Source organism: Exiguobacterium sp. s16 (assembly GCF_018618115.1).
GTDB lineage: Bacteria > Bacillota > Bacilli > Exiguobacteriales > Exiguobacteriaceae > Exiguobacterium > Exiguobacterium mexicanum_A.
Window position 1 is genome coordinate 167,486 of record NZ_JACSLM010000003.1, and the last position, 25,022, is coordinate 192,507.

Consider the following 25,022-nt stretch of genomic DNA (forward strand, 5'->3'; position numbering starts at 1 on the left):
AGACCCCTTTCTCGAGAAAGAAGATACATCTGTCTAATCAATGTAGTCTCTATTCCCGATTCATGGACCTCTTCAACCTTTTCCGTCAAATAACAAATCGAGCACGGTCTCGCCGATTGGCCGTTCCTTGCCTTCGTAAGGGAAGGCGTGGATATGGATGGCCGGATTGAAGTTCAGCTCGATGATGCCATAGTCGATATCTCCATCAAGTGAGGGAATCATCATATCGACGCCGCAAATCGTCGCACCGATCGCTTTTGCTGAATCGACCGCAATCTGTTTATAGAAGTCGGCGATTCGATCCGTATAGTCGATGCTGTCACCGCCTGTGCTGATGTTTGAGTTCTCACGCAAGAAGACGAGCTCACCATCGGCGAGGACACTGTCCGGTGTCTTGCCTTGAGAACGGAGGAAAGCCACGACGATGTCATCGATGTCGATTTTTTCGAGCGGTGTCTTATAACCTTTGCCCCGGAGAGGATCCTCATTTTTTTTGGCGACGAGCTCACGGATCGTCGACACACCGTCCCCGGTCACGTTCGCCGGGACGCGGTGTAAAATGCCTGCGACTTCGTCTCCGATGACGAGGAAACGATACTCTTTCCCGGGCAGGAACGTCTCGAGCAGGACGACGTCGTCAAACGTACGGGCGTGACGGAACGCCTCGAGCGTCTCGTCGAACGTCGTGCCGTCCTTGAAGATGTGGATGCCGATGCCAAAGTTCGTCGATTTCGGTTTCAAGACGATCGGCTGGTTCGCGAACGTAGACCAGGCGTCTTGTAAATCGACTTCACTCCGGAGTTCGATCCCGCTCGGCACCCGGATGCCCTGTTCGGCGAGTATGTGTTTCGTTACCGTCTTATTTTCCATCATGAGGACAGAGACGTAGTTATCTTTCGACGTCTTCGTCGCTTGTTTGACGTATTCGGTCTGGTTACCGTTCCGGATTCGGATGAACTGATCATCCCGGTCAATCACGTCGACGGCATAGCCGCGTTTCAAGGCCGCCTTCATCAAAATCTGCGTCGACAGCTCCATATCCGTGTAGCCGTGCATCCGGAACCGGTTAGCGTACGCATCTTGATAGAACATTTCGGCTTGCCGGAGCGACCAGGACGTGTAGCCGTCTGTCGTCATGGCGGAAGTAAGCCGCGACGCGTAAGTCGCCTCGACATGGTCAATCCGATCCCGGACAGAGGCGAAGACATCATCGAACCCGAGTGCGTATCGGTCATTGAACGCTTCAATCTCGTCGAGCAAATCGCGTGCGTACGTCTGAAGCGGCACCGCCTCGCCATCGCGGTACAGCAAGAGCGTTGGGGATAGGCCTTCTTTCGCCACGCGTTGCTGGTTGTGGAACGCCTCGGCTTGCCAGTCCGTAAATCGTGTCTCGTCTTTCAACGTCAAGTAGAGCAAGAAGACGTGCAGGAACTTCAAGTCGGACAGGGCGATGCCGGTCTTCTCGAACGGGTTGAGGTCGATGTTACGAATCTCGATGTAATCGATGCCGTTCGTCTCCAGTCGTTCCAAGTCATTGCCGCCCCGTGACGTCTTCAGCCGAATCGGAGAGTAGAGCTCGTTCGGGTTGGCGATGTCACCTTGGGCGATGAAGCGGCGCACGCTCGCGGTGTAGTCCGAGAGCGTTGAATAGTCCGGATAGAGCGGCTCGACATTCGTGTAGCCGCAGTCACTATTCCGGTACGACAACGCCGTCGTATTCGAATACACGTCCTCGCTGAGTGCCTGCATTTGACTGACGCAACGTTCTTCATAGCTCGTATGGACAGCCGGTGTCCCGCCTAACAGATAGACGACGAGCCAACGCGTCCGTAAATAGTTGCGGACGAGTTTTAAATAAAGGTCGTTCTTGAAACGGTCGTAGCGTTCCGGCGATCCTTCATAGAGGGCGGCAATCAACTCGTCTGCGAACGAGAAGTTGAAATGGATGCCCGAGATGAGCTGTTTTTTCGCCCCGTATTTTTGGAGCAGGTGTTCCCGATAGCGGCCGGCCTCGAGTCCTGAATTGCCGAAATCCGCGAGCGGGATGACCCCGCCGTCCGGAAGCGCGCACGGCATCGACTGTGGCCAAAGCCGTTCATCGCCGATGTTCAGTGCCGTGACGTCGTACAGTGTTTCTAAGAAATTGTGCGCCGCTTCGACGGTCGGAAACGTCGGGGTGATTAGTTCAATCTGACTTTCCGAGAAGTCGGTCGTGATATACGGGTGCGTCGCCTTGTCACCGAGTCCTGCCGGATGCTTCGTTACGGCGAGCGTCCCTTCAGGTGTCACGCGGAGCATCTCACGCTCGATGGCGAAACGCCCGTGCAACAGTTGTTTGCTTAGTTGATTAAATCGCTTCTGCAAGGGAAGTCACTTCCTTTTTCATTAGTCGGACATAGAGTACGGAGACGAGCCCTTTGACGATGCTTGAGATGGCGATGCTCCACCAAATAGCATCGAGACCGAGATAGGGCTCGAGGGCAAGCGCGAGCGGGATGCGGGCGACGGTGAAGACGATTGAGATTGTCGCTGGGATCTTCGGCAGACCGAGCCCCGAGAAATAACCGTTCCCGATCATCTCGAAGGAGGCGAAGATGAGCGAGATCCCGATGATCCGTAAATAATTCGCGCCAATGTCAATCGTTCTCGGATCATCGACGAACAGCCCGATCAGGACGTCCGGTACGAATAAAAACACGAGGGTGATCAGCCCGGTATACAAGACACCGAGCCGCGTTGTCACCCGGTAGCCTTCATGGACCCGGTCGACTTTGCGGGCGCCGAGATTTTGTCCCGTATAACTCGCGATGGCGCCGTTCAGCCCACCGATCATCATATAGGCGATCGACTCGATTTGAAGCCCGATGCGCTGGGCCGCGATCGCTTCGGTCCCGTATGAACCGATCATGCGGGCGAGGATAATGCTGATGACCGTGAACAAGACGCGCTGGGTCGCCATCGGGAAACCGAGGCGAAGAATTTCTTTATAGTCCGTGCGATTTGGTTCGACCGTCTCCTCCCAATCGAATAAAGCGCGGGCTCGGTGCCAGAAGAAACCGAACATGACGACGTTCGCGACGAGCGTCGCGAGACCGGCCCCGACGACGCCGAGTCCGAGCGGATAGATGAAGAGCGGTGACAGGATCATATTGAGGGTGACCCCGGTCGCGTTGATACGCATTGCCGTCGTCGTATTGCCATAGGCACTGAACAGACGGGCGAACAGCAAGTTGAAGAACGAGAACACGAGCATCGGTGCACTGACGAGCAAATAGCTGTAAGCCAATCGTTCGACAGCCGGTGCGTTCATGTTCAAAAAGCCGATGAGCGTCTGGCCGAGTACGGCGAGGAGGACGACGAACAACAGTCCGATCCCGAGGTTCATTCGCCTCCCAGCCCGGACGTAGCGCTGAATCAACTCTTGATCCCGCCGTCCGACGGCTTGCGACACTTTGATGCCGGCACCGACGACGATGAGCGATTGAATCGCCTGACCGAGCATGATATAAAAACTGGCCGCGCCGATGCTGGCGACGGCATCGCTGCCGAGCGCGCCGACCCAGAACATATCGACGAGACTATAGGTGAACTGTAAAAGCGAACTGCCGACGAGCGGAAGGGCGAGCGCCACGATGACGCGTTGAACCTGACCGGTCGTCAAATCGATGGTTTTCACGATGAAAGACTCCTTCAACACATTTAGTATATAACCATTTAGTTATATATAAGCACGACGTGACCGAATTCGCAATCGTAGGGAACGACTCGACGAAAAATCGACACAAAAAAAGGAATTCGATGTGAATTCCTTAATGGGTATAGGCGCGGATCCAAGTCGTCATGTAGACGAGTGTCGAGATGATCAGTGTCGAGGCGAGCGCGTAAATCGGATAGGCTGGGAGCGCATTCTCGAACAGCGGATAAAACATGAACGACGCCATGAGGAGCGGTACGGTGATCCCGAACGAGACGTAGGCCGCTTTCGTCGCTTTCGCCGTGATGATTTGTTCCCGCTCGTCGACTTCGCTAAATTCCGTCATCCGGACCGACCATTGGCCGAAGCTTAAATTTTGGTTCGGGCGCGTCTTGAACGAATAGACCGTCCAAACGATGAAGAAGCCGACTAACAGCAAGAGCGGCAATAAGTTAAACTCAATTTCGAATCGGTCGGTCTCGATGACGGTCGACACGTCAGACAAGAACGAACTGAACAGAAATGCCATCAGGACGTACAAGATGATGCTGGAGATGGATTGGATGACGACGTGTTTCAATTTGTTTCCTCCTCGATTGTGAAAATAGATTCGACCGGTTCCTCGAACACGCGGGCGATTTGCATCGCCAGCAGAAGCGACGGGGTGTAGCTCCCTTTTTCGAGCGAGATGATCGTCTGTCTCGTCACACCGACCTTGGCTGCCAAGTCGCCTTGGGTCAATTGATGCCGGGCCCGCAACTCTTTGACGCGATTGATTAATGGCATGCCGCCACCTCATTTCTTATTTCTATCCTCAGTGTAAAATAAACTTTACTTAATGTAAAGCTAACTTTACTTATTTGTGGATGGTACAATATAATCAAAGTCGAAAGGGGAGAAGTTGGATGAAGGCGATTATAGGACAACATCACGTGTCGGCGATGACGGGGGACGCGTTGAAGAACTTGCGATTCTATACGGAAGTCCTCGGGATGCGGCTTGTCAAAAAGACGGTCAACCAAGACGATCCGTCGATGTACCACTTGTTTTACGCAGATGAATCGGGGACACCGGGGACGGATTTAACGTTCTTCGAGCTACCGTTTCTCGGACAGACGTATAAAGGATCGAGCAGCATCTCACGGACGGCGCTCCGGGTGCCGGAAGGGGCAATGTCGTACTGGCTTGAGCGATTTTCCGAATTCGGTGTACTTCATGATCCGGTAGAGGATGTACTAGGGCGGCCAACGCTCTACTTCGAAGATGAGGAAGGACAACGGCTCTGTCTCGTCGAGGGCGGGTCAGGGACGCCGTGGAAAAACGGACCGGTGCCGGCGGACGTCGCCGTCTTCGGCCTCGGATTTAGCGAGTGGACGGTGCGGCGAATTGAGAAGACGGAACGGGTGCTGACGGACGTGCTCGGATATCGCTTCGTGTCTGAGTTCGAGCGAAACGGTCAATCGGTTCGTGTGTTCGAGACGGGGGATGGCGGTGTGGCGACAGAGATTCATCTCGTCGACCGTCCCGATTTGCCATCGGAGCGCCCGGGCCGGGGTAGTGTCCACCACGTCGCAATCCGCGTCGAGGATGATTTGGAGATGGCGCGTTGGGTCGAGCGGCTCGATTCATTCGGCATCAGTCATTCAGGTCTGATCGACCGTTATTATTTCAAATCGATTTATTTCCGCGAACCGAGCGGGATTTTGGTGGAACTCGCGACGGACGGACCTGGTTTTACGACCGACGAATCCCTCGAGACGCTCGGAGAACGCTTGGCGCTGCCGCCGTTTCTCGAGCCACGACGAGCCGAGATCGAAGCCAAATTGAAGCCGCTATAACAGGAAAACCCGACAGACTATTTCAGTCCGTCGGGTTTTGTATGCCTAGCAACATGGCCAGTTCGTTCGTCCGGTTAGCGACGAGGTCGGCAATCGTGTAGCGGTCGAGCACGTGCAGGAAGGCGAGCATCGCCTCGTTCAAGACGCTCCGCAAATCGCATGCGGGCGCGATGACACATCGTCCCTCGCCGAAACATTCGACGAGCTCGAACGGTTCCATCGTCCGGACGACGTCGCCGACGTTGATGTCCTCCATCGGTCGGGCGAGTCGGAAACCGCCGCCACGGCCGCGCACCGATTCGAGATAACCGTGCTTGCCGAGCTCATAGACGACTTTCATGACGTGATTCTTTGAAATCTGATATTGATCCGCCACTTCTTGAATCGTCACGAGACGATGGGAGAACGTGGCGCTATACATGAGTGTTCGGAGTGCGTAATCGCACGTTTGCGTGAGCCGCATGATGTTTCACCTCTTCATCCGTTCATTGTACAAGACATCTGACGAAAGCGCGACGATGGAAGATGTGAAAAAAGCGTGGCGGATTCAAGGCGGAAATTTGAACTTGTGTCTAAACAAGTATTTTATATATTGCTTTTGAAGTGACTTACCTCACATAATGGACGTGTACTTTCAAAAAGGGGGAAACAATATGTTAGATCAACAAACCATGGATATCGTCAAAGCAACAGCACCGGTCTTGAAAGACCACGGTGTTGCCATCACGAGTCACTTCTATAAGCGCATGTTCGAAAACAACCCAGAAGTCCGCCACTTCTTCAACCATACGAACCAAAAACGCGGTCGTCAGCCAGAGGCGCTCGCCAACGCTGTCTACGCGGCAGCCGTCCATATCGATCGTCTCGAAGCGATTCTTCCGGCCATCCAACCGGCGCTTCATAAACATAAGAGCTTGAACATCCGTCCGGAACATTATCCGATTGTCGGCGAGAACTTACTCGGCGCGATTCAAGACGTGCTCGGTGAAGCAGCCACGCCGGACATCATTGACGCGTGGGCGAAAGCATATGGTGTCATCGCCGACGTCTTCATCTCACTCGAGAAACAGATGTATGCCGATGCGCCATGGATTGGTTTCAAACCGTTCACGGTCGCTGAAGTGATCGAAGACACGCCGGAAGTGAAACGATTCCGAATCAAAGCGAACGATGGCGTCGTCGGGACGGCCATCCCAGGTCAATACATCTCGGTCCAAGCTCGTATCGCTGGGGAAGACATCTTGCACCATCGTCAATATAGCGTCGTCGAGACGACAGAAGACGGCTACTGGATCGCTCCGAAAGCGGAAGGGCTCGTCTCAAACTGGCTCCACGAGCAGACGGTCGGCACGGAAATTCCAGTGAGCGCGCCGGCTGGTGAATTCGTGCTTGAAGACACGGACCGCCCGCTCACACTCGTCGCTGGCGGGATCGGTATCACACCGCTCTTCAACATGGCGAAAACGGCACTCGGCCAAGGGCGTTCAGTCACGTTGTTGCACGCGGTCCGTAGCACGAACCTCCGTCCGCTCGGTGAAGAGCTCGATGAACTCGTGAACGCTGGTCTTCAGCTCATCACGCACGTCGATGACGTATCAGGCTGTATGAGTGCAAAACAACTCGAAGCACTTGATGTCGAGGGACACGACGTCTACACGTGCGGTCCGACCGCGATGATGGAGACGGTCGTCCAAACGATTCCACAAGCCCGTTACGAGTTCTTCGGTCCATCGGCCGTACTTGCAAAAGCTTAATTCTTTCTAACTTTCTAGAATTGAATGATCAACGATTCAAATGAGACTCCCCTTTTTAAACATGGTCAAACGGTTTAGTTTTTGACTCATGACATTAAATGTGGGAGTTTTTTTATTTGTCATATCGTTAATCTAAAAACAACTCGACAAAAAAATTTTGTTGATTTATAATGAATTTAATAAAAGTCAACGAATGTTTTTTTGTAGGGAGGGGCCGAGAACGGATGAGGCATTACAGTGATTTAGAATTTGTAGAAATCGTACATGATAAGATTGGGAACGTTCGTTTCTTCAAACAGCATTTGAGAAAGCGTGGATTGATTGGAAATCGTCAACAATTCTCAGACGAGCATGTTCGAATGTTCAAAAATGTCAAAGAATTTAAATTGGCGAACCACACCACATGGGCCGTTGCGTTTGAACAAGGATTAAACTCAATTTTACAAGAAGAGATTCAGGTCGTGTCGAACATAACGATGAACGAACAGGCGCATCAATCTACTGAACAGTTATTGACTGAAATTTTAAATGTTCTGCAGCGGATTGAAGCAAAATTATAATGAGGGGCAGGAATCCAGCGGGAAAACAACTTCAAGGGAGGAAATATGTATGAAAAAACTGACAGTTCGGCCATCAGATATCGATATGGTGACGCCAAATGTTTTTATTGGTGATTTAGGGCGCGCTCATTATGATGGGACTAAAAAACGAAACGCCCGTTCCGTGTTAGTAGCCGGAACACAGGTTACGAGTAACCACGGTAACGAGGGATGGATGCTTGAAAATATCTATGCGCTCGAGCAAAGTGGCCATCTCCAAAAAAATAGTCACGGATATACGGTTATGAAGCCAATTCAAGGGAGTGCCAGTGCTACGGCTGCGATGGTACTTGGAAGAAACGGTCCTTCAAAACCAAATGGAAACACTCTGTGGACATTTGCGAACGGACAAACCATCTATCAAGTCAATGGAGATTCTAGAAGGTTGTCTTAAATAACGTGTGAACAAAGAACGGCCATGATTTCTCGAAAGTGGAAATCATGGCCGTTCTTTGTCGATTGAAACAGTTAGAGGTTATTCAGTACGTCAAGCTCGCGGCGACGATAATACCGACGACGAGTGAGGCGGAGAACAGACTGATCCCGACGGCGAGGTTGCCGTTCTCGACTTCTTTCTCTAAGTTCACGCCTGGCGTCAGAATGTATTCAAACGTCCAGAAGGCGAGCACTTGGGCGAGAATCCCGACGAGTCCCCAGATGAAGGCGTCGAGCAGGTTGACACTGTTCGCCCACACCGTGTAGATGACGATGGCGAGTCCGATCGCTTTCCCCCAAAGTTTCAGCGCGACGGCGACGTTGCCTTCTTTAATCAGTTTACGTTCCGAGTATTTCGTCGTGAGGGCGAAGACGACGAGTCCGCCTAAAATCAGGCCAAACCCTGTACCGAGGTGAGCGAGGAAGCTCAAGATGGAATCGAGCGTGATGAACGTCATAAGTTATTCTCCTTTGTTGTGCCGATGGCTAAGTAGTAAGACTGGTTGTTCGTGATCATGCTGCCGGCGCGGACGCCGAGGGCGGACGGATGGCCGTTCAAGCAAAAACAGCCGACCATGTAGTGTGTCTCGAGCGGGCCGTTGACCGTGTTCGTCAGACGGGTCGGCAACTCGATGAACTGTTGATACACCGCCGTTTCGTCGGCGTACGTCTGGAGCGCCTCTTTATGGAACGGGACACCGGCTTGGTCATAGAGGATGACCGAGTCGCCTTCCCGTCCGAAAGCGGGCTTTTGCACGTACGCGCTCTGGCCGATAAACGGCTCGGCTTCGAGATACGTCGGTAAAAAATACGTTGTGATGATGGAACGCTCCGCTTCGTCAAAATATGTATCGGCCTCATACAGTTCCCAAATGAGCGCTTGGACGCCTTTGGACTGCATAAGGAAGGCCGAGAGCGGATTGAGCAGCGAGACGTGTTTGGCCGCGTTCAGTTCGAGCAGGCGGATGCCGATCAAATCTCCATCGGGTGCCCGGTCGTCGACCAAGTGTTCAATCGGGTACGTCTGACGATACAAGACGTCGATCCGTTCCCCAGTCGGTGTGAACACGCCATCCGCCTCGACGAGTAACCGGTCGAGCGGGACGAACTCTGACGGCAAGTCGAGCGTCTCTTGAAGGAAACGCGTCGTCCATTTGTCCTCGATGTTGTCATCGTGGGCCGTGAAGACGATTTTCGGTGCCCCGTCCCGGTCGAGTCGTTGCCATGCTGCGATGACGGCTTTTCGAAGTTCGGCCTTGAGCTCTTCGGTCGACGCCGCGTTCGGATCGTCGAGTCCGAATTCTGTCGTCACATAGCCGTTCACATCGAACAGTTCTTTGATGAACGTCGGTGTGTCGGCGTTGAATTCCATCAGTTTAAGCGTGTCGTCTTTAACGATCCAGTCATAGCGACCGATAATGGTCTCTTGCGGGATCGCCTTGTCGCGCAGGAACGGCAGGCTCGCCTCAGGATAACCGATCAGGCGGAGCGTATCGTCCGGGAGCGTCCGAAGCAGACGGTTCGTCTTGCGGAAAATCGCATCGACGTCACGCGTCGCCTCACGAATCTGCCTCACCACGTCATCCGACATGGCGAGACAGTCGTAAAGGGCGTACTCTTCGTCATTCAAGTCAGGCCAAAAGAAAGGGATTTGGCCAAACAGTGCGTCTCGCTTCATCCCCCAAAGCCGCCTTTTGAGCCGCTGCCGAGTCCCGAGTTGGAGCCTGAGTTTGATTTGTTCGGGGTGATGCTGCTGGCGCCGCCGTTTGAGCGGTAATTCTTATACGCTGATGAGTTCTTCAAGGCACTCTTTGAGTTAAAGAGGCTGCCGAGCAAGAAAAAGCTACCGAAGTGAGGCGAGCGATCATCGTCACAGTAATATGACTCCGTTTCGTCATCCCAATCCCAATCGTCACACTCGTAGCCGGTCGGTTCTTCAGGTAACGTCGCTTGTTCTGTTTCGTCGGTACCACAAGCCGCTAACGATGCGGTCAAGACAGCAGCCGACAGACCGCTCAAGATTTTTTTGCTTGTCTTCATGTTGATTCCTCCAATGTATAACCTGTAGGGGTAACGTAAATGACATAGACGCCACGATCTTCGTCCGTCTCGGCCGAGTCGCGTTCATACTCTTTGCCGGCGACGTACAAGTATTGACTGCCGAGCATGGCGAGTGCGTCGAGATGCCGATCGACGTAATACGCCTCGAGCATCGGGTTGTCGAATCGGTCGTCGAGCGTCCGAATTTCCACTTTAATGTCGGTCGTCTCGTGCTTGTCGACGGGCCCTTCCGTGTAGCGGTCGACGTAAATCAAGAAATATTGCTCGCCTTCGAGCGCCGATGAGCGCTGTTTGTAGGTCATGCCGTCCTTGACGAAAAATTCGCATTCGCGGCGGGCGAGTACTTCATCGAGGCCGAGCGATGTATAATGGTAGAGTGGCTCGAATGAAAGTTCATTTTTATAGAGTCGATATTCTAAAACGATTGAGTTCATGACGTCGTCCTTTCTTTTTTCTTTCTATACGGAACCGAACGCAAAGTGGTTTCGTAAATCAAGTAAGTTGTCTCTAGTATATAGGAAAAGGAGGGGGTTTTCTGTGCATATCTTTTTTCGTGTCTGGCGCGGATTATCGAAATTATCGTTTTTAAACGTCGTCTTGGCATCACTCGTCATCATCTTGACCGGTACCGTCCTCGGATTTGTGCTTGAACCGGAGACGTTCCCGTCGATGTTCGACTCATTCTGGTGGACGATGACGACGCTCACGACCGTCGGATATGGTGACTTTTTCCCGACATCGGTCGCGGGACGTTGGCTCGGGATTTTCTTGTTCCTGTTCGGGATTGGGATTATCGGGGCGTTGATTGGAAAACTCGTTGAAGTCGGTGCGACGTTTCAACGGTTAAAACGGGAGGGGAAGTTAGTGTATCGAGGAGAAGGGCATTACGTCTACATCGGCTGGTCGCCGAAGACAAAGAAAGCAATCGATGAAGTGCTCATCTATGAGCCAAAGGCTGAGATCGTCTTGATTGATCAGTTGAAGGAAGAACCGTACGACCACGATAACGTTCACTTCGTCCACGGTGACGCGTCGGATGAGGCCGTACTCTTGCAGGCCAATATTTTAAAGGCGCGCCGCATCGCCATCTTCGCGGATGCCCGCATCACGGAGACACTCCTCGCCGACGGAAAATCATTGCTCATCGCGTCCGCGGTCGAAGCGCTATCGTCTGAACGCGGCGTCGATTTGCATACAGTCGTTGAGGTGTGCGAGGAACGGAACATCTCGAAATTCAAACACGTTCGGATTGACGACTTTATTCTCGCGAACGACTCGGTGTCACTCCTCATGGCGAAAGCGACGCTGCAACCGGGGACGACATCGATTTTCCGTCAGCTGCTTAGTAAACAGTCAGGCGGCAACATCCAGGCGCTCGCGCCGAAACCGGAATGGACGACCATCCGGGAGGCTGCGGAAAGCTTGTTGCATCAAGGCGTCACGTTAATCGCTGTCAACGACCGTCTCGATTACGCGACGGTGCTCGATACACCGCTTCAGGCGAGCGATATGCTTTACATCGTCTGTCACGATGACTCGTGGGAGCGACTGAACCAAGGAGGAATTTGATGTATAACGGAACGTTTATCCGCAAGATGACACGCATGCAGAACGTGCAACGATGGGACGAGTATGCACCGCATTATCATGACAACGCGGCAAGCCACAGTTTCCGCGTCGCTGTCTTCAGCTTGATTGCCGCATACTACGAAGAGAACAAAGGACAGGACGTCAACTTGCTCGACGTGCTTGGGAAGGCACTGTTCCATGATATGAACGAAGTGCAGACCGGACCGATCATGCACCGGACGAAAAAAGAACCGACGCTCAAAGAACATATCGAACGGATGGAGCGGACGGCGAGTCTCGGCCTCGTCGAGTTACTGTCGCAGTCGCTGCGGCCGCATTTCTATCGTTTCCTCGTCGAGGCGGAGGACGACTCATTCGAAGGACGGCTCGTCGACGGCATCGACTCGTTCGACGCGATGCTGTTCGTGCGGCGCGAAGTCGGACACGGCTCGCCCCATTTCGTCGCGAAGCTTGAAGAGATGAAAGCAGCCCTGCGCAATCATCCGCTCGAATCGGTCCGCTGGCTCTACGAACAAGTCGAGGCGGAGACCGACGTGGCGACGTTCATCGAGAACGTCATGCGGATGGACAGCGTAAGGCGTTGGAAAGGCCGTTTCAATACGATCGACGATAACGACGCCATCCATGGATTCCGGGCGGCCGCGCTCGGGCTGTTCAGCGGCTTGTTGGAGCGCGAGAAGTATGACGTCGACGTCGATGTCGCCGAACTGACGGCGCGTCTCCTCTGCCACGACCTCGTCGAAGGGGTGACCGGGGACGTGCTCGGACCGGTGAAACATTCGACCGCGGAGACCGGTGCGGCGTTCGAAGCATACGAACGAGCCGAGAGCGAGGCGTTGTTGTCGCTCCTGCCTGACTACATGCAGCCGGCGTTCCGTCGCTATATGGCCGATTCGAAAGATGACACGTACGAAGGGATGCTCGTCGATATGATGGACAAGCTCGACGCGCTCATCAAGATGAACATGGAGCGGAAGATGAACGGGGCCGAGTACGAGGTCACGTATCGGGAGCAGCTCCGTAAAGTGCAGATGCGTTACGAGAACCCGAGCATGTTGTTTTTCTTGGCGTACATCTTGCACGATTTAGATTACGTCACCAGTTAACGAGGTCGCAGACGAACCGTCTGCGGCTTTTTTTATATCATTCATTGACATATATCATTCAACGATATATAGTGGGGGTAAGATATATCAATGAATGATATAGGAGGTGGCGGGATGCCACGTAATGACACGATCGAACTCGGAGAATTGACCGACAGCATGTTCTACATTCTCCTCGCCTTGACCGAGGCGCGTCACGGCTACTTGATTATGCAGTTCGTCGAGGAGTTGACGAACGGGCGAATTAAGATTGGCCCGGCGTCGATGTATACGATTATCAAAAAGCTCGTGAACGCACAACTCATCGAGCCACTCGACGGAGACGGGAAGAAGAAGAGTTATGTGATCACGACGCAAGGCCGCGCACTCGTGGCTGAGGACTTGAAACGACGACAAGCAATCGTTGACGATGCACGCTTCATTTTGGAAGGGGAGGGACACCGATGAAACGGAAATATATGTCGAGTTGGGGGCTGGCGTTCGCCGAAGAGCGGGAGATGAAAAAGCTGCAGCAAATGGCCGCCGAAGGCTGGCATTTAGAGAAGTTCGCACCGCTCGGCTATACGCTCGTCGAAGGAGAGCCGATGGACGTACGCTACAGTCTCGATTACCGCCAACGGCCGGACGAAGATTACTTCGAGCTGTTCGCCGCGAGCGGTTGGGAACACGTGACATCGACCGGTGATGAGATTCATGTGTTCAAAGGTCGTCCGGATGCCATACCGCTTTACACCGATCAAACGACAACGCATGACAAATATGCGCAAGTCGAGCGGCAAATGGGGAAAGCCGCGCTCGTGTTTCTGGTCATTTCAATCGGGCTGATGCTATTGCTCCAATTAAATTGGTCGGGTACGGCCGAGGCGATCATCTGGATTGTCCAAACCCTCGTGGTGATCGGACTCGTCTTCACCGGCCTCCCGTATCTTGGTTTTCTCGTGAAGCGAAAACGATTGGAGCGTGACTTGTAACTAGGCGGATGGCACAAGCCATCCGTTTTTGTTTTGGTCGACTGAACTATTCAAGGAAAAAATAGTTAGGCGCAGAGAACCGTTTTTTCGAAATCCTCTATTCAATGAAAGTAGAATCAGGCATGATAATTAATGAAAGCGCTTGCATTCATTTTGGAGAGGAGGAACGGGCATGGGTAAAAGACGGAAAGGGTTAGCGATGACGGCTGGTGTCACCGCGATTGCACTGCTCGCCGGGCAACCGGTCGCACAGGCGGCGACGCCGCAAAACGGTACGATGATGCAGTACTTTGAATGGTATGTCCCGAACGACGGACTGCATTGGAACCGACTATCGAATGACTCGCAGCACTTGAAGGACATCGGGGTGACGACGGTATGGATTCCGCCGGCGTACAAAGGTACGTCACAGAACGATGTCGGGTATGGGGCGTACGATTTGTACGATCTCGGCGAGTTCAACCAAAAAGGGACGACCCGGACGAAGTACGGGACGAAAGCGCAGCTCCAGACCGCCATCTCGAACTTGCGCGGTAAAGGGATTGGCGTGTACGGCGACGTCGTCATGAATCATAAGGGCGGGGCCGACTATACCGAATCCGTTCAGGCGATCGAGGTCAATCCGTCGAACCGGAACCAAGAGACGTCCGGCGAGTACGGCATCTCGGCCTGGACCGGGTTCAACTTCGCGGGGCGCAACAATACATACTCGCCGTTCAAATGGCGCTGGTACCATTTTGACGGCACCGATTGGGATCAGTCACGCAGCTTGAGCCGCATCTATAAATTTAAGAGCACGGGCAAGGCGTGGGACACGGACGTGTCGAACGAGAACGGCAACTATGATTATCTTATGTATGCCGACGTCGATTTCGAGCATCCCGAGGTCCGCCAAGAGATGAAGAACTGGGGCAAATGGTACGCCGACTCGCTCGGGCTCGACGGTTTCCGGTTGGATGCGGTCAAACATATCAGCCACTCGTACTTGAAGGAGTGGGTGACGAGCGTGCGCCAGACGACCGGGAAAGAGATGTTCACGGTCGCCGAGTATTGGAAGAACGATCTCGGTGCCATCAACGACTATCTGTATAAGACGGGCTACACGCACTCCGTCTTCGATGTGCCGCTCCATTACAACTTCCAAGCGGCCGGTAACGGCGGCGGGTATTACGATATGCGCAACATCTTGAAAGGCACCGTCACCGAACAGCATCCGTCGCTGTCCGTGACGATTGTCGATAACCACGACTCACAGCCGGGCCAGTCGCTCGAGTCGACGGTCGCCAACTGGTTCAAACCGCTCGCCTACGCGACGATCATGACGCGCGGTCAGGGTTATCCGGCCCTCTTCTATGGAGACTATTACGGCACGAAAGGGACGACGAACCGCGAAATCCCGAACATGTCGGGCACGCTCCAACCGATTTTGAAGGCACGAAAAGACTTCGCCTACGGGACGCAGCATGACTACCTCGATCATCAGGACGTCATCGGCTGGACACGTGAAGGTGTGACCGACCGTGCCAAATCGGGTCTCGCGACGATTCTATCGGACGGTTCGGGCGGCTCGAAGTGGATGTACGTCGGCAAACAGAACGCCGGCGAGGTATGGAAAGACATGACGAACAACAACGCCCGTCTCGTCACGATCAATGCTGACGGCTGGGGCCAGTTCTTCGTCAACGGAGGCTCGGTCTCGATTTATACGCAACAATAACGAAAACACCCGATCGAAGTGAGGTGATCCTCTCTTCGATCGGGTGTTGTTTGAATTTAGCGTTTCCAGACCCACTCGTCACTCTCATATTTGGCGACGAGCTCCTGAATCTCTTGTTGCTGCGCCTCGGTGAACGTCAGCGGCTCGAACGTCAAATCGAACGCGTCGCGAAATCCGTCCGTGAACGCCGCCGCGACCTCGTCGAAGGCGACCGGTCGGCCGAGTGTCTCGTTCAAGGAGACGGCCTTGTCACCAAATCGGGCTTTCGCCTCCGCCTTCGCATCGGCCTCGAGATTGAAGCAGTCGAACAGGACGTCATCGTCAATCGACAATGGGATTGACCCGTGTTGCAAGACGGCGCCTTGGTGGCGCACTTGGGCGCTCCCGGCAATCTTTTTCCCGTCGACGGCGAGCTCATAGTACGAAGCGGCGTCAAAACAGACGGCCGACTTTGGTTTTCGGAGTGCCTCACGGTCTGCCTCGGTCAGCGGCACCGAGAACTCGGCAGGGACGCCGAGCGCGTGGTAGCCACGGCGCACCCCTTCGGTCAAGAGGCGATAGCTCTCGATGACGTTCGTCGGCAAAGACGGCATCGTCTCAGGGAGAATCACGCTATACGTCAGCTCGTCCGCGTGCAAGACGGCCCGCCCGCCGGTCAAACGACGGACGACCGGGATGCCGTTCAACGTGAGTGCGTCCCGATCGAGGTCGCGCGTCGCCCGTTGGAAGCGTCCGACGCTGATGGCGTGCGGGGCCCAGGCGTAAAAACGGAGTGTCGGTTTCAAGTCACCGCGCGCGACCCAGCCGGCGATGGCCTCATCGATGGCCATGTTCTCGGCCGGGGACAGCGGGACGGTGTGAAGCAAATGCCATGTCGTTCCAGTCATAAACGTCTCTTCTTTCTATCAGTCGATTGGCAACATCGTGTGACGACGTGCCTTGTGGACTTGTTCGTCCGCGTGATACGAGGAACGGACGAGCGGTCCGGCCTCACAATGGGAGAAGCCTTTCGCCAACGCAATCTCTTTTAACTCGGCGAACTCATCTGGATGGTAATAGCGCTCGACGTCGAGGTGCTTCTTCGTCGGCTGCAAGTATTGGCCAAGCGTGAGGATATCGACGTGGTGGGCCCGCAGGTCATCCATCGCCTCAATCAACTCTTCGCGCGTCTCGCCGAGTCCGACCATGATCGACGACTTCGTCGGGATGTCCGGGTTCAGCTCTTTCGATCGTTTTAAAAATTCGAGCGTCCGGTCGTACGTCGCTTTGGCGCGGACTCTCGGCGTCAAGCGGCGGACCGTCTCCAAATTATGGTTCATGATGTCCGGTCCGGCATCGATGAGCGTCTGGAGCGCCGAGAAGTCACCCATCATATCGGACGGGAGCACTTCGATTGACGTCTCCGGGTTCATCCCGCGGACGGCGCGGACTGTCTCGGCGAATACCGTCGCTCCGTAGTCGTTCAAGTCGTCGCGGGCGACGGCCGTGATGACGACGTGCTTCAGGTTCATGAGACGGACCGATTCGGCGACGCGTTTCGGTTCTTCCCAGTCGAGCTCGTTCGGCTTGCCTGTCGTGACGGCGCAGAAGCGGCAAGCCCGCGTACAGATACTTCCGAGAATCATGAACGTCGCGGTGCGGCGGACGGCCCAACATTCGTGGATGTTCGGACATTTCGCCTCTTCACAGACGGTATGTAGATTTTTCTCGCGCATCATGTTTTTGAGACCGGTGTATGTCTCGTTCGTGTTCAGTTTAATCTTTAACCATTCCGGCTTTCGTTTCAGTTCCCCTCGTGCCAAGATGATTTCCCCCTTTTTGAAAGTTAACCCCTAACAAAAAGAGTTTACCAAAGATGAGGACGAATTCGAACCAGCGAAATTATTGGCTTTGCCAATACAGCTTGGATGTGTGTCAAAACAGAACATATATTTCAAAATGGTTACGCTTTCATGTGAAGTGTTGTTTCCCATTTTTTGAATTGCTATACTGACGTTGACCACCTGAATAAGGACCATATGTAACTGATACGATCAGGCATGGGGTGAACGAGCGTTGGTGAGGCAACGCTTCTTCCTCCATGCCTTTTTGTTTGGGGGTCGGGGAAACTTTCAAAAAGGAGTGGGGAAAACATGAACAAAGCACTGAACTGGACGGCGACACTGGGGCTAACGACAGCACTACTCGTCTCATCGGTCCCGATGGCGAACGCGGTCGTGGCAGAGGAGACGCCGGCCCCGTCGATTGAGCAGCGTGTCGACGCCAAGCTCGATTCGATGACGCTTGAACAAAAGCTCGGCCAAATGATCATGCCAGACTTCCGATTATGGAACGGGGCAAACCATACGGCACTCGCAACAGACGTGGCGCGTGTCGTCGATCGGTTTGATCTCGGGGGTGTCATCTTGTTCGCGGAAAACGTGACTGAGACCGAACAGACGACGAAACTCGTCCACGACCTCCAAGAAGTCGTCAAACAAGACGAAAGCAACGACGTGCCGCTCTTCATCACGATCGACCAAGAGGGTGGGATTGTGACACGTCTCGGAACGGGCACGAACTTGCCGGGCAACATGGCGCTCGGGGCGACACGGAGCAGCCAATACGCATACGACGCGGGGAATATCATCGGTTCAGAGTTGAATGCACTCGGGGTGAACGTCAACTTCGGTCCGGTGCTAGACGTCAACAACAATCCGGCCAACCCGGTCATCGGCGTCCGCTCGTTCTCGAGCGACCCGGAACTCGTCGGCGAGCTCGGCTCGGCGATGACACAAGGAATTCAAGACCAGGGTGTCGCTGCGACGGCGAAGCATTTCCCGGGTCATGGTGACACGGCGGTCGATTCCCATTACGGGCTTCCGATCGTCGATAAGTCGCTCGAAGACTTGCGTGGGCTCGAACTGTTACCGTTCAAACGGGCCATCACGGAAGGCATCGACATGATTATGACGGCGCACATCGGCATGCCACAAATCGAGGATGAGGTCGTGAACTCGCCACGCGGCACGTTCCCGCTCCCAGCGACGTTGTCGGACGATGTCATCACCGGCGTCTTGCGTGAAGAGATGGGCTATGAAGGCATCGTCGTCACGGACGCCTTGAACATGCAGGCGATCGCCGATAACTTCACGGAAGCCGAAGCGGTCATCAAGACGTTCGAGGCGGGCGTGGATATCGCCCTCATGCCGACGATCTTGCGGTCGAACGCGGACGTCGTGAAGCTCGAGACGATCTTTGACGACGTCATCGCGGCCGTCGAAGACGGACGCCTGTCAGAAGAGAAGATTGATGCAGCGGTCGAGCGCATTTTGACGCTCAAAGCGAAACGTGGTATTTGGGACGAGTCGGTCGACACGACGACGCTCGAGGCGAAGCTCGCCGAGGCGAACGCGGTCGTCGGCAGTGCCGAGCATAAAGCGAAAGAACGTGAAATCGCCGAGGCGGCGGTCACGCTCGTGAAAAACGACGACAAGACGCTTCCGTTCAAACCGAAAAAAGGTGAGACGGTCCTCGTCTTGTCGCCGGCGAAAGACCAGACGGACAGCATGATCAAGACGATCAAGTCGCTTGAGAAGAACGCCGGCAACATGAAAGACGTGAACGTCATCGCAGCGAACTATACGGCATCGACGAAGCACTTGGATCAAAACCCGGTATTGAAAGAAAAACTCGACGCGGCCGACTATATCATCGTCGGCTCGAACGTGAACAACAGCGCCAAGCTGAAATCGACGTCGGCGGACAACTACGTGCCGGCCGAAGTGTTCCGTTATGCGAACGAGACGGGCAAGAAGTCAGTCTTGCTCAGCCTGCGTAACCCGTACGATGTGGCGGTTCAACCGGATGCACCGGCCCAGCTCATCATCTACGGCTTCAAAGGTGACCCGAACGGACCGGATTCAGAGGCAGGCAATGCCAAATCGGCAGGACCGAACCTCCCGGCCGGCATTCGCGCCATCTTCGGTGAAGTGAAACCGACGGGCAAACTCCCAGTCGACGTACCGACGTTCGAGAACGGCGCGTTCGGTGACGACTTGCACCTCGAGTTTGGTGACGGATTCCGCAACTGGAACAAGTAAACAAAAACCGCGGGCGCCCCATGAGGGTGCTCGCGGTTTTTCATTTGAATAACGTATCAAGGATGGCGTAGTTGACGGTTTCGAACTCGCGGTCACGGAGACCGTGTCCTTGTTCCAAATTAAAACTGTAAACGACATGCATGACACCATCGCGTCGTTTGACAAAAAAGTCGTACATGATGTCCGGTTCATCAACTAACGTGACATGGAACATGGTACCGAATTGAGTGATACTGGCATGCGATGAATAAGACGAATTAGAAAGTGCATGATGTTCCTGCAAATAATTCTGAAGAAACCGTCGTTTATTGGCTTCATCGATGTGAAACAACGCATATGCTCCAATAATCAGGAGTAATCCGATCGTGAGCCAAACGCGTCGTTTCGTCATGCTTCAAAATAGCCGACGACGAGCAAGCCTGGGCCTGTGTGCGCCCCAATGGCCGAACCGACGATCGTCTTCGTGACGCTCGCTGGGTTCACATGTTCCCGTAACAACGCCTCGAATTGGTCGGCTTTGACTGGATCATCGCCGTGGCCGATGAAGACGTGCCCACCCTCGACGAGCGGTTTCGACTCGGTCATCCATTCGACGATGCGGCGTAACACTTTCTTGTGACCGCGCACCTTCTCGATTGGGACGAGCTTGCCGTCTTCGACCGTGAGGAGCGGTAAAATCGTCAACAAGTCACCGATGAACGCGCTCGCTTTTGAGACACGACCGCCGCGCATCAAATATTCAAGCGATTCGACCGTGAACAAATGACGGATTTTGCCGACGAGCGACGTAGCGTAGGCGACCGTCTCTTCATACGTATGGTCTTGACCATACTCGGCGACCGCCTTGACGAACAGTCCTTGGCCGACGGACGCGGCACGCGTATCAAGAATATGGAACGTGCTGTTCGGGTATTCTTCTTTAAGTAGGTTGCCGACCATGACGGCCGTCTGATAGGTGCCTGAAAGCTCACCGGAGAAGGCGAGGTACAGGAACGGGATTTCCGATTCGAGATGTTGACGGAAACATTGTTCGAGGCGGGCCGTCTCGATTTGGAACGTCTTCGGCGTCTTCCCGGCACGCATCGCGTCGTACACGTCTTTTGGTTGAATCGTCTCACCGTCTAAAAATTCGTCGTTGTCGATGACGACACCGAGCGGTAGCATTTCGAGACCGTACTCGACGATCTGGTCTTGGGTCAAATCGGCGCCGGTATCGGTTATGATTTTAAACATGCGGTCACTCCTCTATCAATTGTTGTTCAATCTCACGGATCGGTTCATTGCGCTTCCACATCCGGTCGAGCTGGGTCACGAGCGTCGCCTGCTCGTCTGCATCGAGAGTGCCAGGTATGAGCCGGCTCACGTCACTAAGGACGGTGTAGGCGCGGCGCAACACGTCATCGACGGTGAGCGGGATACCGAGCAAGTCCTCGAGTGACGCCATCGTCTCAGGGACGATGGCCGGGTAGGTGAACTTTGTCGCTTCGCCTTGGATGGCGCGCTCATAAAAATCACGGATGAGGGCGGCGCGTTCGCTCCCGCTCTTGCGAACGCTCAAATAAATTTGGACGGCGACACCGCCACGGACACGGCGCTGTGAGATGCCCGCGAACTTCTTGCCGCCGATGGATAAGTCGAAACTGCCGGGGCAGTAAGACCCAACGATTTCGCCAGCGACAATGTCTGTCGTCACGTCTTGAAACATGAGTTGGATGAGCGACGTCATCGCCTCGTAGCCGCTATCGATTTGAATCCCGTCTTTTTCAGGTAAAATCAGGGATAAGTTCAATACGTCTTCATCCAAGACGACGGCAAGCCCTCCTGAATTTCGCACGACGGGACGGAATCCATGTTCATGTAGAAAACGGATGCCGTCTGACAAGTGAGGCAGGCGGGCGTCTTGAATGCCGAGCACGACCGTGTTTAGATGAACCCAGGCCCTGAGGACGGCACCAGACGTTGCGGTCGACGCACAGAGCGTGTCGTCCGTCGCGAACGATTGCTCGGCTTGAAACGCAGGACCGAGCGAGGACTGATCGATGACACGGTAGGTCGGTTGTTGTAATAATGGATGGGTCATATACATAATTCCTTTTCAATAAATAATTTCCTCCCCATTATAGCATGGGAGGAACCACGCGCTAGAAGTCGAATCCAATCATTAATGAAATGTAGGGGGCAACGTCATGTACACGTCACGAGGTCAATTATCCGGGTCGAAAGTGTTCAAAGATCCGGTTCACCGCTATATATATGTCTATGATCATCTCGTCTGGGAATTGATCAACACGAAAGAGTTTCAGCGCTTGCGGCGCATCAAACAGCTCGGGACGTCGTTTTTGACGTTCCATGGCGCCGAACATACCCGGTTCCATCATTCGCTCGGCGTCTATGAGATCGCTCGGCAGCTGATCGACCAATTCCACGAGTATCCAGAGTGGGACGACCGCAACCGGGAGCTGTTGCTCGCAGCGGCACTGCTGCACGATGTCGGCCACGGTCCGTTCTCACACGCGTTCGAGCACGTCTTCGCCGTTCGTCACGAGGTATGGACCGAACGAATCATCCTCGGCGACACGGAAGTGAACAAAGTGCTGTCGGAGATGGGCGTTGGTTTCCCGGAAGAAGTAGCGGCCATCATCAATAAGACGCACCCGAACCGCTTGCTCGTCAATATACTGAGCTCGCAGCTCGATGTCGACCGGATGGACTATCTGCTTCGCGACGCCCATTTCGCCGGTGTCAGTTATGGGAAGTTCGATCTTGAGCGCATGCTTCGGGTGTTGCGTCCTGACGAGGACCAAGTCGTCGTCAAACAGTCGGGGATGCATACGATTGAGGACTATATCATGCGCCGCTATCAAATGTATTGGCAAGTCTACTTGCATCCGGCGACGCGATCGAGCGATTTATTGCTCAAAGCCGTGCTCGAACGGGCGCAAGAACTATACGAATCGGGTTATTCTTTCGAGATGACTCCAAAGCATTTCTTGCCGATTTTTAACCATGAAGACATGACGCTCGAGCATTATTTGAAGCTCGATGAGACGATCGTCTATTTCTATTTCCAGGAATGGATGGATGAGGCGGACCCGATTTTGGCCGACCTTGCGAGCCGCTTCGTCAACCGTCGTTTGTTGAAATATAAGAACTTCCCGGAAGCGAACCGTGTCCGCTATATGGACCGCTTGCGTTCAACGATGGAGGCAATCGGTTTACCGACCCGCTACTACTTGCTCGAGGATCAGCTCAGCCAATTGCCATACGATTTGTATAAAGGGCACGGGACATACGAAGGCATCTATCTCAAGATGAATGATGGCGACCGCCGGGAAATTTCGGAAGTGTCGATGCTCGTCCAATCGATTTTAAACTCACGACAGTCCGACGAGAAAATCTATTATCCGGAGGACGTACTGCTCAACTTGAAAGATCACGCATCAGAAAAAACATGGATGTTGTCAACGTTACGAGGCGATTGAATCGTTGAAAAGGAAGTGACACCATGGGAATCGGCACATTGGTCGGGGGAGTCGGCATCTTCCTACTCGGGATGATGCTGTTGACGGATACGTTGAAAAGCATGGCCGGGGAACGCCTCCGGCAACGATTGAATCGCTTGGCTGAAGGACCTGTTTCGGGTGCCTTTCTCGGAGCGACGATGACGACGTTGTTTCAGTCCTCGACCGTGACGACGCTCATGACAATCAGTTTTGTCAGTGCCGGCCTGCTGACGTTCACCCAAGCGCTCACACTCGTCATCGGAGCGAACGCGGGTAGCGCGACGACCGGATGGATCGTAGCGCTCTTAGGTTATAACGTCGATATCCGCGAGCTGTTGCTCCCGCTCATCGGGGTCGGCATGGCGCTGCGCTTGATTGGGCGGCGCGTCAAACGCATCGGCATGCTCATGGTCGGACTTGGCCTCATTTTTGTCGGCATCGGAACGCTCCAAGAGGCGATGCGGGAAGTTGTCACGTTCTCGTTCGCCAGTTGGGAAGCGGACACACCGCTCCACCAACTTGCGCTTCTCGGTACGGGCCTGTTGATGACTGTTTTATTGCAGTCTTCAAGCATCGGTCTCGTCTTGACGATGACGGCGCTCGCGACTGATACGGTCACCCTTGCCCAAGCGTGTCTGCTCGTCTTAGGGCAAAGTGCCGGTACAAGTCTCGTCGTCGCGCTCGGGTCGATCGGAGGCTGGAAGTCGGCCCGCCGCATCGTCTTGGCGCACGTGCTCGTCCACGGCTCGATTTTACTCATTGGCTGGCTGACGTTCCCGCTCTTGTTCGGCGTCGTCAATGGTGTGGCCGACCGTCTCAATTGGAACGAACTGTTGCGGCTCGCCTTGTTCCACACGTCGTTCCATCTGCTTGGTGTGTTCACGTTTTTGCCGTTCCACGAGGCGTTCAGCCGTCGGTTGCTGAAGTGGGTCCCGAGCCGGGCGGAGAAGCTGACCCGGTTCTTGAACCCGAACATGGCCCGCATCCCGACGGTCGCGCTCGAAGCGGCCCGACGCTCGTTGATTGAAATCGAGCGCTATCTCGCCAAAGAGACGAAACTGTTGCTAGCGGAAGGACGAAAGCGCGACGACGAGCTCCAACTCGTGGAGAAGACGCTCGGGGACGTGCGTGTCTTTTTGAGCACGATTCAATTGGAAGAAGGGCGGGGCCGCAATGACTATGGGCAACACTTGTCGCTGCTTCATACGATTGATCACTTGGAGCGGTGGCTGTTCGTCATGCGTGAAGTCGACCCGGTCGACGCCCTTCGGGATACAGACTTCCTAGTCGCGCGCCAGCTCGTCTTGCATGAACTCGACATGTTGGAGACGCTCAACCATCACACGCCCCCGGAAGAGTCTCGGCAGTGGAAAACGGCCTCGAAACAGCTCGCCGAATATCGAAAAGCGCACCGGGCCGAACTGCTCGAGGAGACGGCGGCCAATCAGCTTGAGATGGACCAGACGATTCAAAAGGTGCAAGCTCTCCTCTGGCTCGATCGGATTGGCTATCACATTTGGCGGGCGACGCGTCATCTCATTAAACCGACCGTCCCGAGCGAGCGGTTTGAAGTGAATCTGGAAGACTGACCACATTTGTAAAAATACATCCAACATTTATTATGTAATTGAAAATATATACCAAAAAAATAAAAATCCAAACACTGTTAACA

26 protein-coding genes are annotated in these 25,022 nt (G+C 54.1%); 12 read left to right on the forward strand and 14 right to left on the reverse strand.

The window, feature by feature from the left end:
• Positions 1-72 precede the first annotated feature (72 nt).
• The 4 genes from gshAB to KNP86_RS07855 form a co-directional block, all read right to left on the reverse strand.
• On the reverse strand, positions 73-2,364 hold the full coding sequence (gene gshAB, locus KNP86_RS07840) for a bifunctional glutamate--cysteine ligase GshA/glutathione synthetase GshB (protein WP_214753605.1): 2,292 nt from the start codon (positions 2,362-2,364) through the stop codon (positions 73-75).
• Positions 2,348-3,697 (reverse strand): MATE family efflux transporter, encoded by a 1,350-nt coding sequence (locus KNP86_RS07845; RefSeq protein ID WP_353048162.1) that lies wholly within the window; start codon positions 3,695-3,697, stop codon positions 2,348-2,350. The genes gshAB and KNP86_RS07845 overlap by 17 nt, the downstream gene beginning before the upstream one ends.
• Positions 3,698-3,809: 112 nt before the next feature.
• On the reverse strand, positions 3,810-4,274 hold the full coding sequence (locus tag KNP86_RS07850) for a hypothetical protein (RefSeq protein ID WP_214753608.1): 465 nt from the start codon (positions 4,272-4,274) through the stop codon (positions 3,810-3,812).
• A complete protein-coding gene (locus KNP86_RS07855; RefSeq protein WP_021066034.1) occupies positions 4,271-4,480 on the reverse strand; it encodes a helix-turn-helix transcriptional regulator in 210 nt (69 codons plus the stop codon). The genes KNP86_RS07850 and KNP86_RS07855 overlap by 4 nt, the downstream gene beginning before the upstream one ends.
• Before the next feature lie 119 nt (positions 4,481-4,599).
• Between KNP86_RS07855 and KNP86_RS07860 the strand changes: the two genes are divergently transcribed.
• A complete protein-coding gene (locus tag KNP86_RS07860; RefSeq protein WP_214753610.1) occupies positions 4,600-5,532 on the forward strand; it encodes a ring-cleaving dioxygenase in 933 nt (310 codons plus the stop codon).
• Positions 5,533-5,554: 22 nt separating this feature from the next.
• On the opposite strand, the gene KNP86_RS07865 is transcribed toward KNP86_RS07860, so the two are convergent.
• Positions 5,555-5,995, reverse strand: a complete 441-nt coding sequence (locus KNP86_RS07865; protein WP_021066036.1) for an RrF2 family transcriptional regulator — start codon at positions 5,993-5,995, stop codon at positions 5,555-5,557.
• 190 nt (positions 5,996-6,185) lie between these two features.
• Between KNP86_RS07865 and KNP86_RS07870 the strand changes: the two genes are divergently transcribed.
• The 3 genes from KNP86_RS07870 to KNP86_RS07880 all read left to right on the forward strand — a co-directional run bounded on the left by KNP86_RS07870 (position 6,186) and on the right by KNP86_RS07880 (position 8,279).
• The gene (locus KNP86_RS07870; protein ID WP_214753612.1) at positions 6,186-7,286 is read left to right on the forward strand and encodes a globin domain-containing protein; all 1,101 of its coding nucleotides are present in this window, start codon (positions 6,186-6,188) and stop codon (positions 7,284-7,286) included.
• Between the two features lie 224 nt (positions 7,287-7,510).
• Positions 7,511-7,846 carry a hypothetical protein gene (locus KNP86_RS07875; RefSeq protein ID WP_214753614.1) on the forward strand — a complete coding sequence of 112 codons (336 nt, stop codon included), beginning with the start codon at positions 7,511-7,513 and terminating at the stop codon, positions 7,844-7,846.
• Between the two features lie 49 nt (positions 7,847-7,895).
• Complete coding sequence (locus KNP86_RS07880; RefSeq protein ID WP_214753616.1) at positions 7,896-8,279, forward strand: hypothetical protein; 384 nt, start codon at positions 7,896-7,898, stop codon at positions 8,277-8,279.
• 85 nt (positions 8,280-8,364) lie between these two features.
• Here KNP86_RS07880 and KNP86_RS07885 read toward each other — a convergent pair whose 3' ends face one another.
• Genes KNP86_RS07885 through KNP86_RS07900 form a run of 4 tightly spaced genes read right to left on the reverse strand, consistent with a single transcriptional unit; the run spans position 8,365 to position 10,815 of the window.
• Complete coding sequence (locus KNP86_RS07885; RefSeq protein WP_214753618.1) at positions 8,365-8,778, reverse strand: DUF350 domain-containing protein; 414 nt, start codon at positions 8,776-8,778, stop codon at positions 8,365-8,367.
• Positions 8,775-9,998 carry a glutathionylspermidine synthase family protein gene (locus KNP86_RS07890; RefSeq protein WP_214753620.1) on the reverse strand — a complete coding sequence of 408 codons (1,224 nt, stop codon included), beginning with the start codon at positions 9,996-9,998 and terminating at the stop codon, positions 8,775-8,777. The genes KNP86_RS07885 and KNP86_RS07890 overlap by 4 nt, the downstream gene beginning before the upstream one ends.
• Positions 9,995-10,360, reverse strand: a complete 366-nt coding sequence (locus KNP86_RS07895) for a hypothetical protein (RefSeq protein ID WP_021066041.1) — start codon at positions 10,358-10,360, stop codon at positions 9,995-9,997. The genes KNP86_RS07890 and KNP86_RS07895 overlap by 4 nt, the downstream gene beginning before the upstream one ends.
• The gene (locus KNP86_RS07900) at positions 10,357-10,815 is read right to left on the reverse strand and encodes a hypothetical protein (protein WP_021066042.1); all 459 of its coding nucleotides are present in this window, start codon (positions 10,813-10,815) and stop codon (positions 10,357-10,359) included. The genes KNP86_RS07895 and KNP86_RS07900 overlap by 4 nt, the downstream gene beginning before the upstream one ends.
• Positions 10,816-10,918: 103 nt before the next feature.
• On the opposite strand from KNP86_RS07900, the gene KNP86_RS07905 reads away from it, so the two are divergent.
• The 5 genes from KNP86_RS07905 to amyS all read left to right on the forward strand — a co-directional run bounded on the left by KNP86_RS07905 (position 10,919) and on the right by amyS (position 15,765).
• Positions 10,919-11,950, forward strand: a complete 1,032-nt coding sequence (locus KNP86_RS07905; protein ID WP_214753622.1) for an ion channel — start codon at positions 10,919-10,921, stop codon at positions 11,948-11,950.
• A complete protein-coding gene (locus KNP86_RS07910) occupies positions 11,950-13,077 on the forward strand; it encodes a YfbR-like 5'-deoxynucleotidase (RefSeq protein ID WP_214753623.1) in 1,128 nt (375 codons plus the stop codon). The genes KNP86_RS07905 and KNP86_RS07910 overlap by 1 nt, the downstream gene beginning before the upstream one ends.
• A gap of 114 nt (positions 13,078-13,191) precedes the next feature.
• Positions 13,192-13,524, forward strand: a complete 333-nt coding sequence (locus KNP86_RS07915; RefSeq protein ID WP_034779386.1) for a PadR family transcriptional regulator — start codon at positions 13,192-13,194, stop codon at positions 13,522-13,524.
• On the forward strand, positions 13,521-14,048 hold the full coding sequence (locus KNP86_RS07920; protein WP_214753625.1) for a DUF2812 domain-containing protein: 528 nt from the start codon (positions 13,521-13,523) through the stop codon (positions 14,046-14,048). Before KNP86_RS07915 ends, KNP86_RS07920 begins: the two co-directional genes overlap by 4 nt.
• 199 nt (positions 14,049-14,247) lie before the next feature.
• Positions 14,248-15,765 carry an alpha-amylase gene (gene amyS, locus KNP86_RS07925; RefSeq protein ID WP_235420236.1) on the forward strand — a complete coding sequence of 506 codons (1,518 nt, stop codon included), beginning with the start codon at positions 14,248-14,250 and terminating at the stop codon, positions 15,763-15,765.
• Positions 15,766-15,821: 56 nt separating this feature from the next.
• On the opposite strand, the gene KNP86_RS07930 is transcribed toward amyS, so the two are convergent.
• Positions 15,822-16,652, reverse strand: coding sequence for a lipoate--protein ligase family protein (locus KNP86_RS07930; RefSeq protein WP_214753627.1), 831 nt, complete (start codon positions 16,650-16,652; stop codon positions 15,822-15,824).
• An 18-nt stretch (positions 16,653-16,670) separates the two neighbouring features.
• Complete coding sequence (gene lipA, locus KNP86_RS07935; RefSeq protein WP_353048167.1) at positions 16,671-17,570, reverse strand: lipoyl synthase; 900 nt, start codon at positions 17,568-17,570, stop codon at positions 16,671-16,673.
• Between the two features lie 327 nt (positions 17,571-17,897).
• Here lipA and KNP86_RS07940 point away from each other — a divergent pair, with 327 nt between their 5' ends.
• On the forward strand, positions 17,898-19,847 hold the full coding sequence (locus KNP86_RS07940; protein ID WP_214753631.1) for a glycoside hydrolase family 3 protein: 1,950 nt from the start codon (positions 17,898-17,900) through the stop codon (positions 19,845-19,847).
• Positions 19,848-19,887: 40 nt separating this feature from the next.
• On the opposite strand, the gene KNP86_RS07945 is transcribed toward KNP86_RS07940, so the two are convergent.
• The 3 genes from KNP86_RS07945 to KNP86_RS07955 are packed head-to-tail and all read right to left on the reverse strand — an operon-like array spanning position 19,888 to position 21,933.
• On the reverse strand, positions 19,888-20,238 hold the full coding sequence (locus KNP86_RS07945) for a hypothetical protein (RefSeq protein ID WP_034779374.1): 351 nt from the start codon (positions 20,236-20,238) through the stop codon (positions 19,888-19,890).
• Positions 20,235-21,080 carry a DegV family protein gene (locus KNP86_RS07950; RefSeq protein ID WP_214753633.1) on the reverse strand — a complete coding sequence of 282 codons (846 nt, stop codon included), beginning with the start codon at positions 21,078-21,080 and terminating at the stop codon, positions 20,235-20,237. Before KNP86_RS07950 ends, KNP86_RS07945 begins: the two co-directional genes overlap by 4 nt.
• Before the next feature lie 4 nt (positions 21,081-21,084).
• Positions 21,085-21,933, reverse strand: coding sequence for a lipoate--protein ligase family protein (locus tag KNP86_RS07955; RefSeq protein ID WP_034779370.1), 849 nt, complete (start codon positions 21,931-21,933; stop codon positions 21,085-21,087).
• 100 nt (positions 21,934-22,033) lie between these two features.
• Between KNP86_RS07955 and KNP86_RS07960 the strand changes: the two genes are divergently transcribed.
• Complete coding sequence (locus KNP86_RS07960; protein ID WP_138858727.1) at positions 22,034-23,329, forward strand: HD domain-containing protein; 1,296 nt, start codon at positions 22,034-22,036, stop codon at positions 23,327-23,329.
• Between the two features lie 23 nt (positions 23,330-23,352).
• Positions 23,353-24,939, forward strand: coding sequence for a Na/Pi cotransporter family protein (locus KNP86_RS07965; RefSeq protein WP_034779364.1), 1,587 nt, complete (start codon positions 23,353-23,355; stop codon positions 24,937-24,939).
• Positions 24,940-25,022 lie beyond the last annotated feature (83 nt).

Coding starts and splice junctions, on each gene's coding strand:
- KNP86_RS07870 (WP_214753612.1), top strand. CDS start 6,186: ATGTTAGATCAACAAACCATGGATATCGTCAAAGCAACAGCACCGGTC.
- KNP86_RS07880 (WP_214753616.1), top strand. CDS start 7,896: ATGAAAAAACTGACAGTTCGGCCATCAGATATCGATATGGTGACGCCA.
- KNP86_RS07920 (WP_214753625.1), top strand. CDS start 13,521: ATGAAACGGAAATATATGTCGAGTTGGGGGCTGGCGTTCGCCGAAGAG.
- KNP86_RS07950 (WP_214753633.1), bottom strand. CDS start 21,080: ATGTTTAAAATCATAACCGATACCGGCGCCGATTTGACCCAAGACCAG.
- KNP86_RS07875 (WP_214753614.1), top strand. CDS start 7,511: ATGAGGCATTACAGTGATTTAGAATTTGTAGAAATCGTACATGATAAG.
- KNP86_RS07855 (WP_021066034.1), bottom strand. CDS start 4,480: ATGCCATTAATCAATCGCGTCAAAGAGTTGCGGGCCCGGCATCAATTG.
- KNP86_RS07910 (WP_214753623.1), top strand. CDS start 11,950: ATGTATAACGGAACGTTTATCCGCAAGATGACACGCATGCAGAACGTG.
- KNP86_RS07885 (WP_214753618.1), bottom strand. CDS start 8,778: ATGACGTTCATCACGCTCGATTCCATCTTGAGCTTCCTCGCTCACCTC.
- KNP86_RS07865 (WP_021066036.1), bottom strand. CDS start 5,995: ATGCGGCTCACGCAAACGTGCGATTACGCACTCCGAACACTCATGTAT.
- KNP86_RS07955 (WP_034779370.1), bottom strand. CDS start 21,933: ATGTATATGACCCATCCATTATTACAACAACCGACCTACCGTGTCATC.
- KNP86_RS07890 (WP_214753620.1), bottom strand. CDS start 9,998: ATGAAGCGAGACGCACTGTTTGGCCAAATCCCTTTCTTTTGGCCTGAC.
- amyS (WP_235420236.1), top strand. CDS start 14,248: ATGACGGCTGGTGTCACCGCGATTGCACTGCTCGCCGGGCAACCGGTC.
- KNP86_RS07860 (WP_214753610.1), top strand. CDS start 4,600: ATGAAGGCGATTATAGGACAACATCACGTGTCGGCGATGACGGGGGAC.
- KNP86_RS07940 (WP_214753631.1), top strand. CDS start 17,898: ATGAACAAAGCACTGAACTGGACGGCGACACTGGGGCTAACGACAGCA.
- KNP86_RS07960 (WP_138858727.1), top strand. CDS start 22,034: ATGTACACGTCACGAGGTCAATTATCCGGGTCGAAAGTGTTCAAAGAT.
- KNP86_RS07900 (WP_021066042.1), bottom strand. CDS start 10,815: ATGAACTCAATCGTTTTAGAATATCGACTCTATAAAAATGAACTTTCA.
- KNP86_RS07895 (WP_021066041.1), bottom strand. CDS start 10,360: ATGAAGACAAGCAAAAAAATCTTGAGCGGTCTGTCGGCTGCTGTCTTG.
- KNP86_RS07915 (WP_034779386.1), top strand. CDS start 13,192: ATGCCACGTAATGACACGATCGAACTCGGAGAATTGACCGACAGCATG.
- KNP86_RS07930 (WP_214753627.1), bottom strand. CDS start 16,652: ATGACTGGAACGACATGGCATTTGCTTCACACCGTCCCGCTGTCCCCG.
- KNP86_RS07945 (WP_034779374.1), bottom strand. CDS start 20,238: ATGACGAAACGACGCGTTTGGCTCACGATCGGATTACTCCTGATTATT.
- KNP86_RS07965 (WP_034779364.1), top strand. CDS start 23,353: ATGGGAATCGGCACATTGGTCGGGGGAGTCGGCATCTTCCTACTCGGG.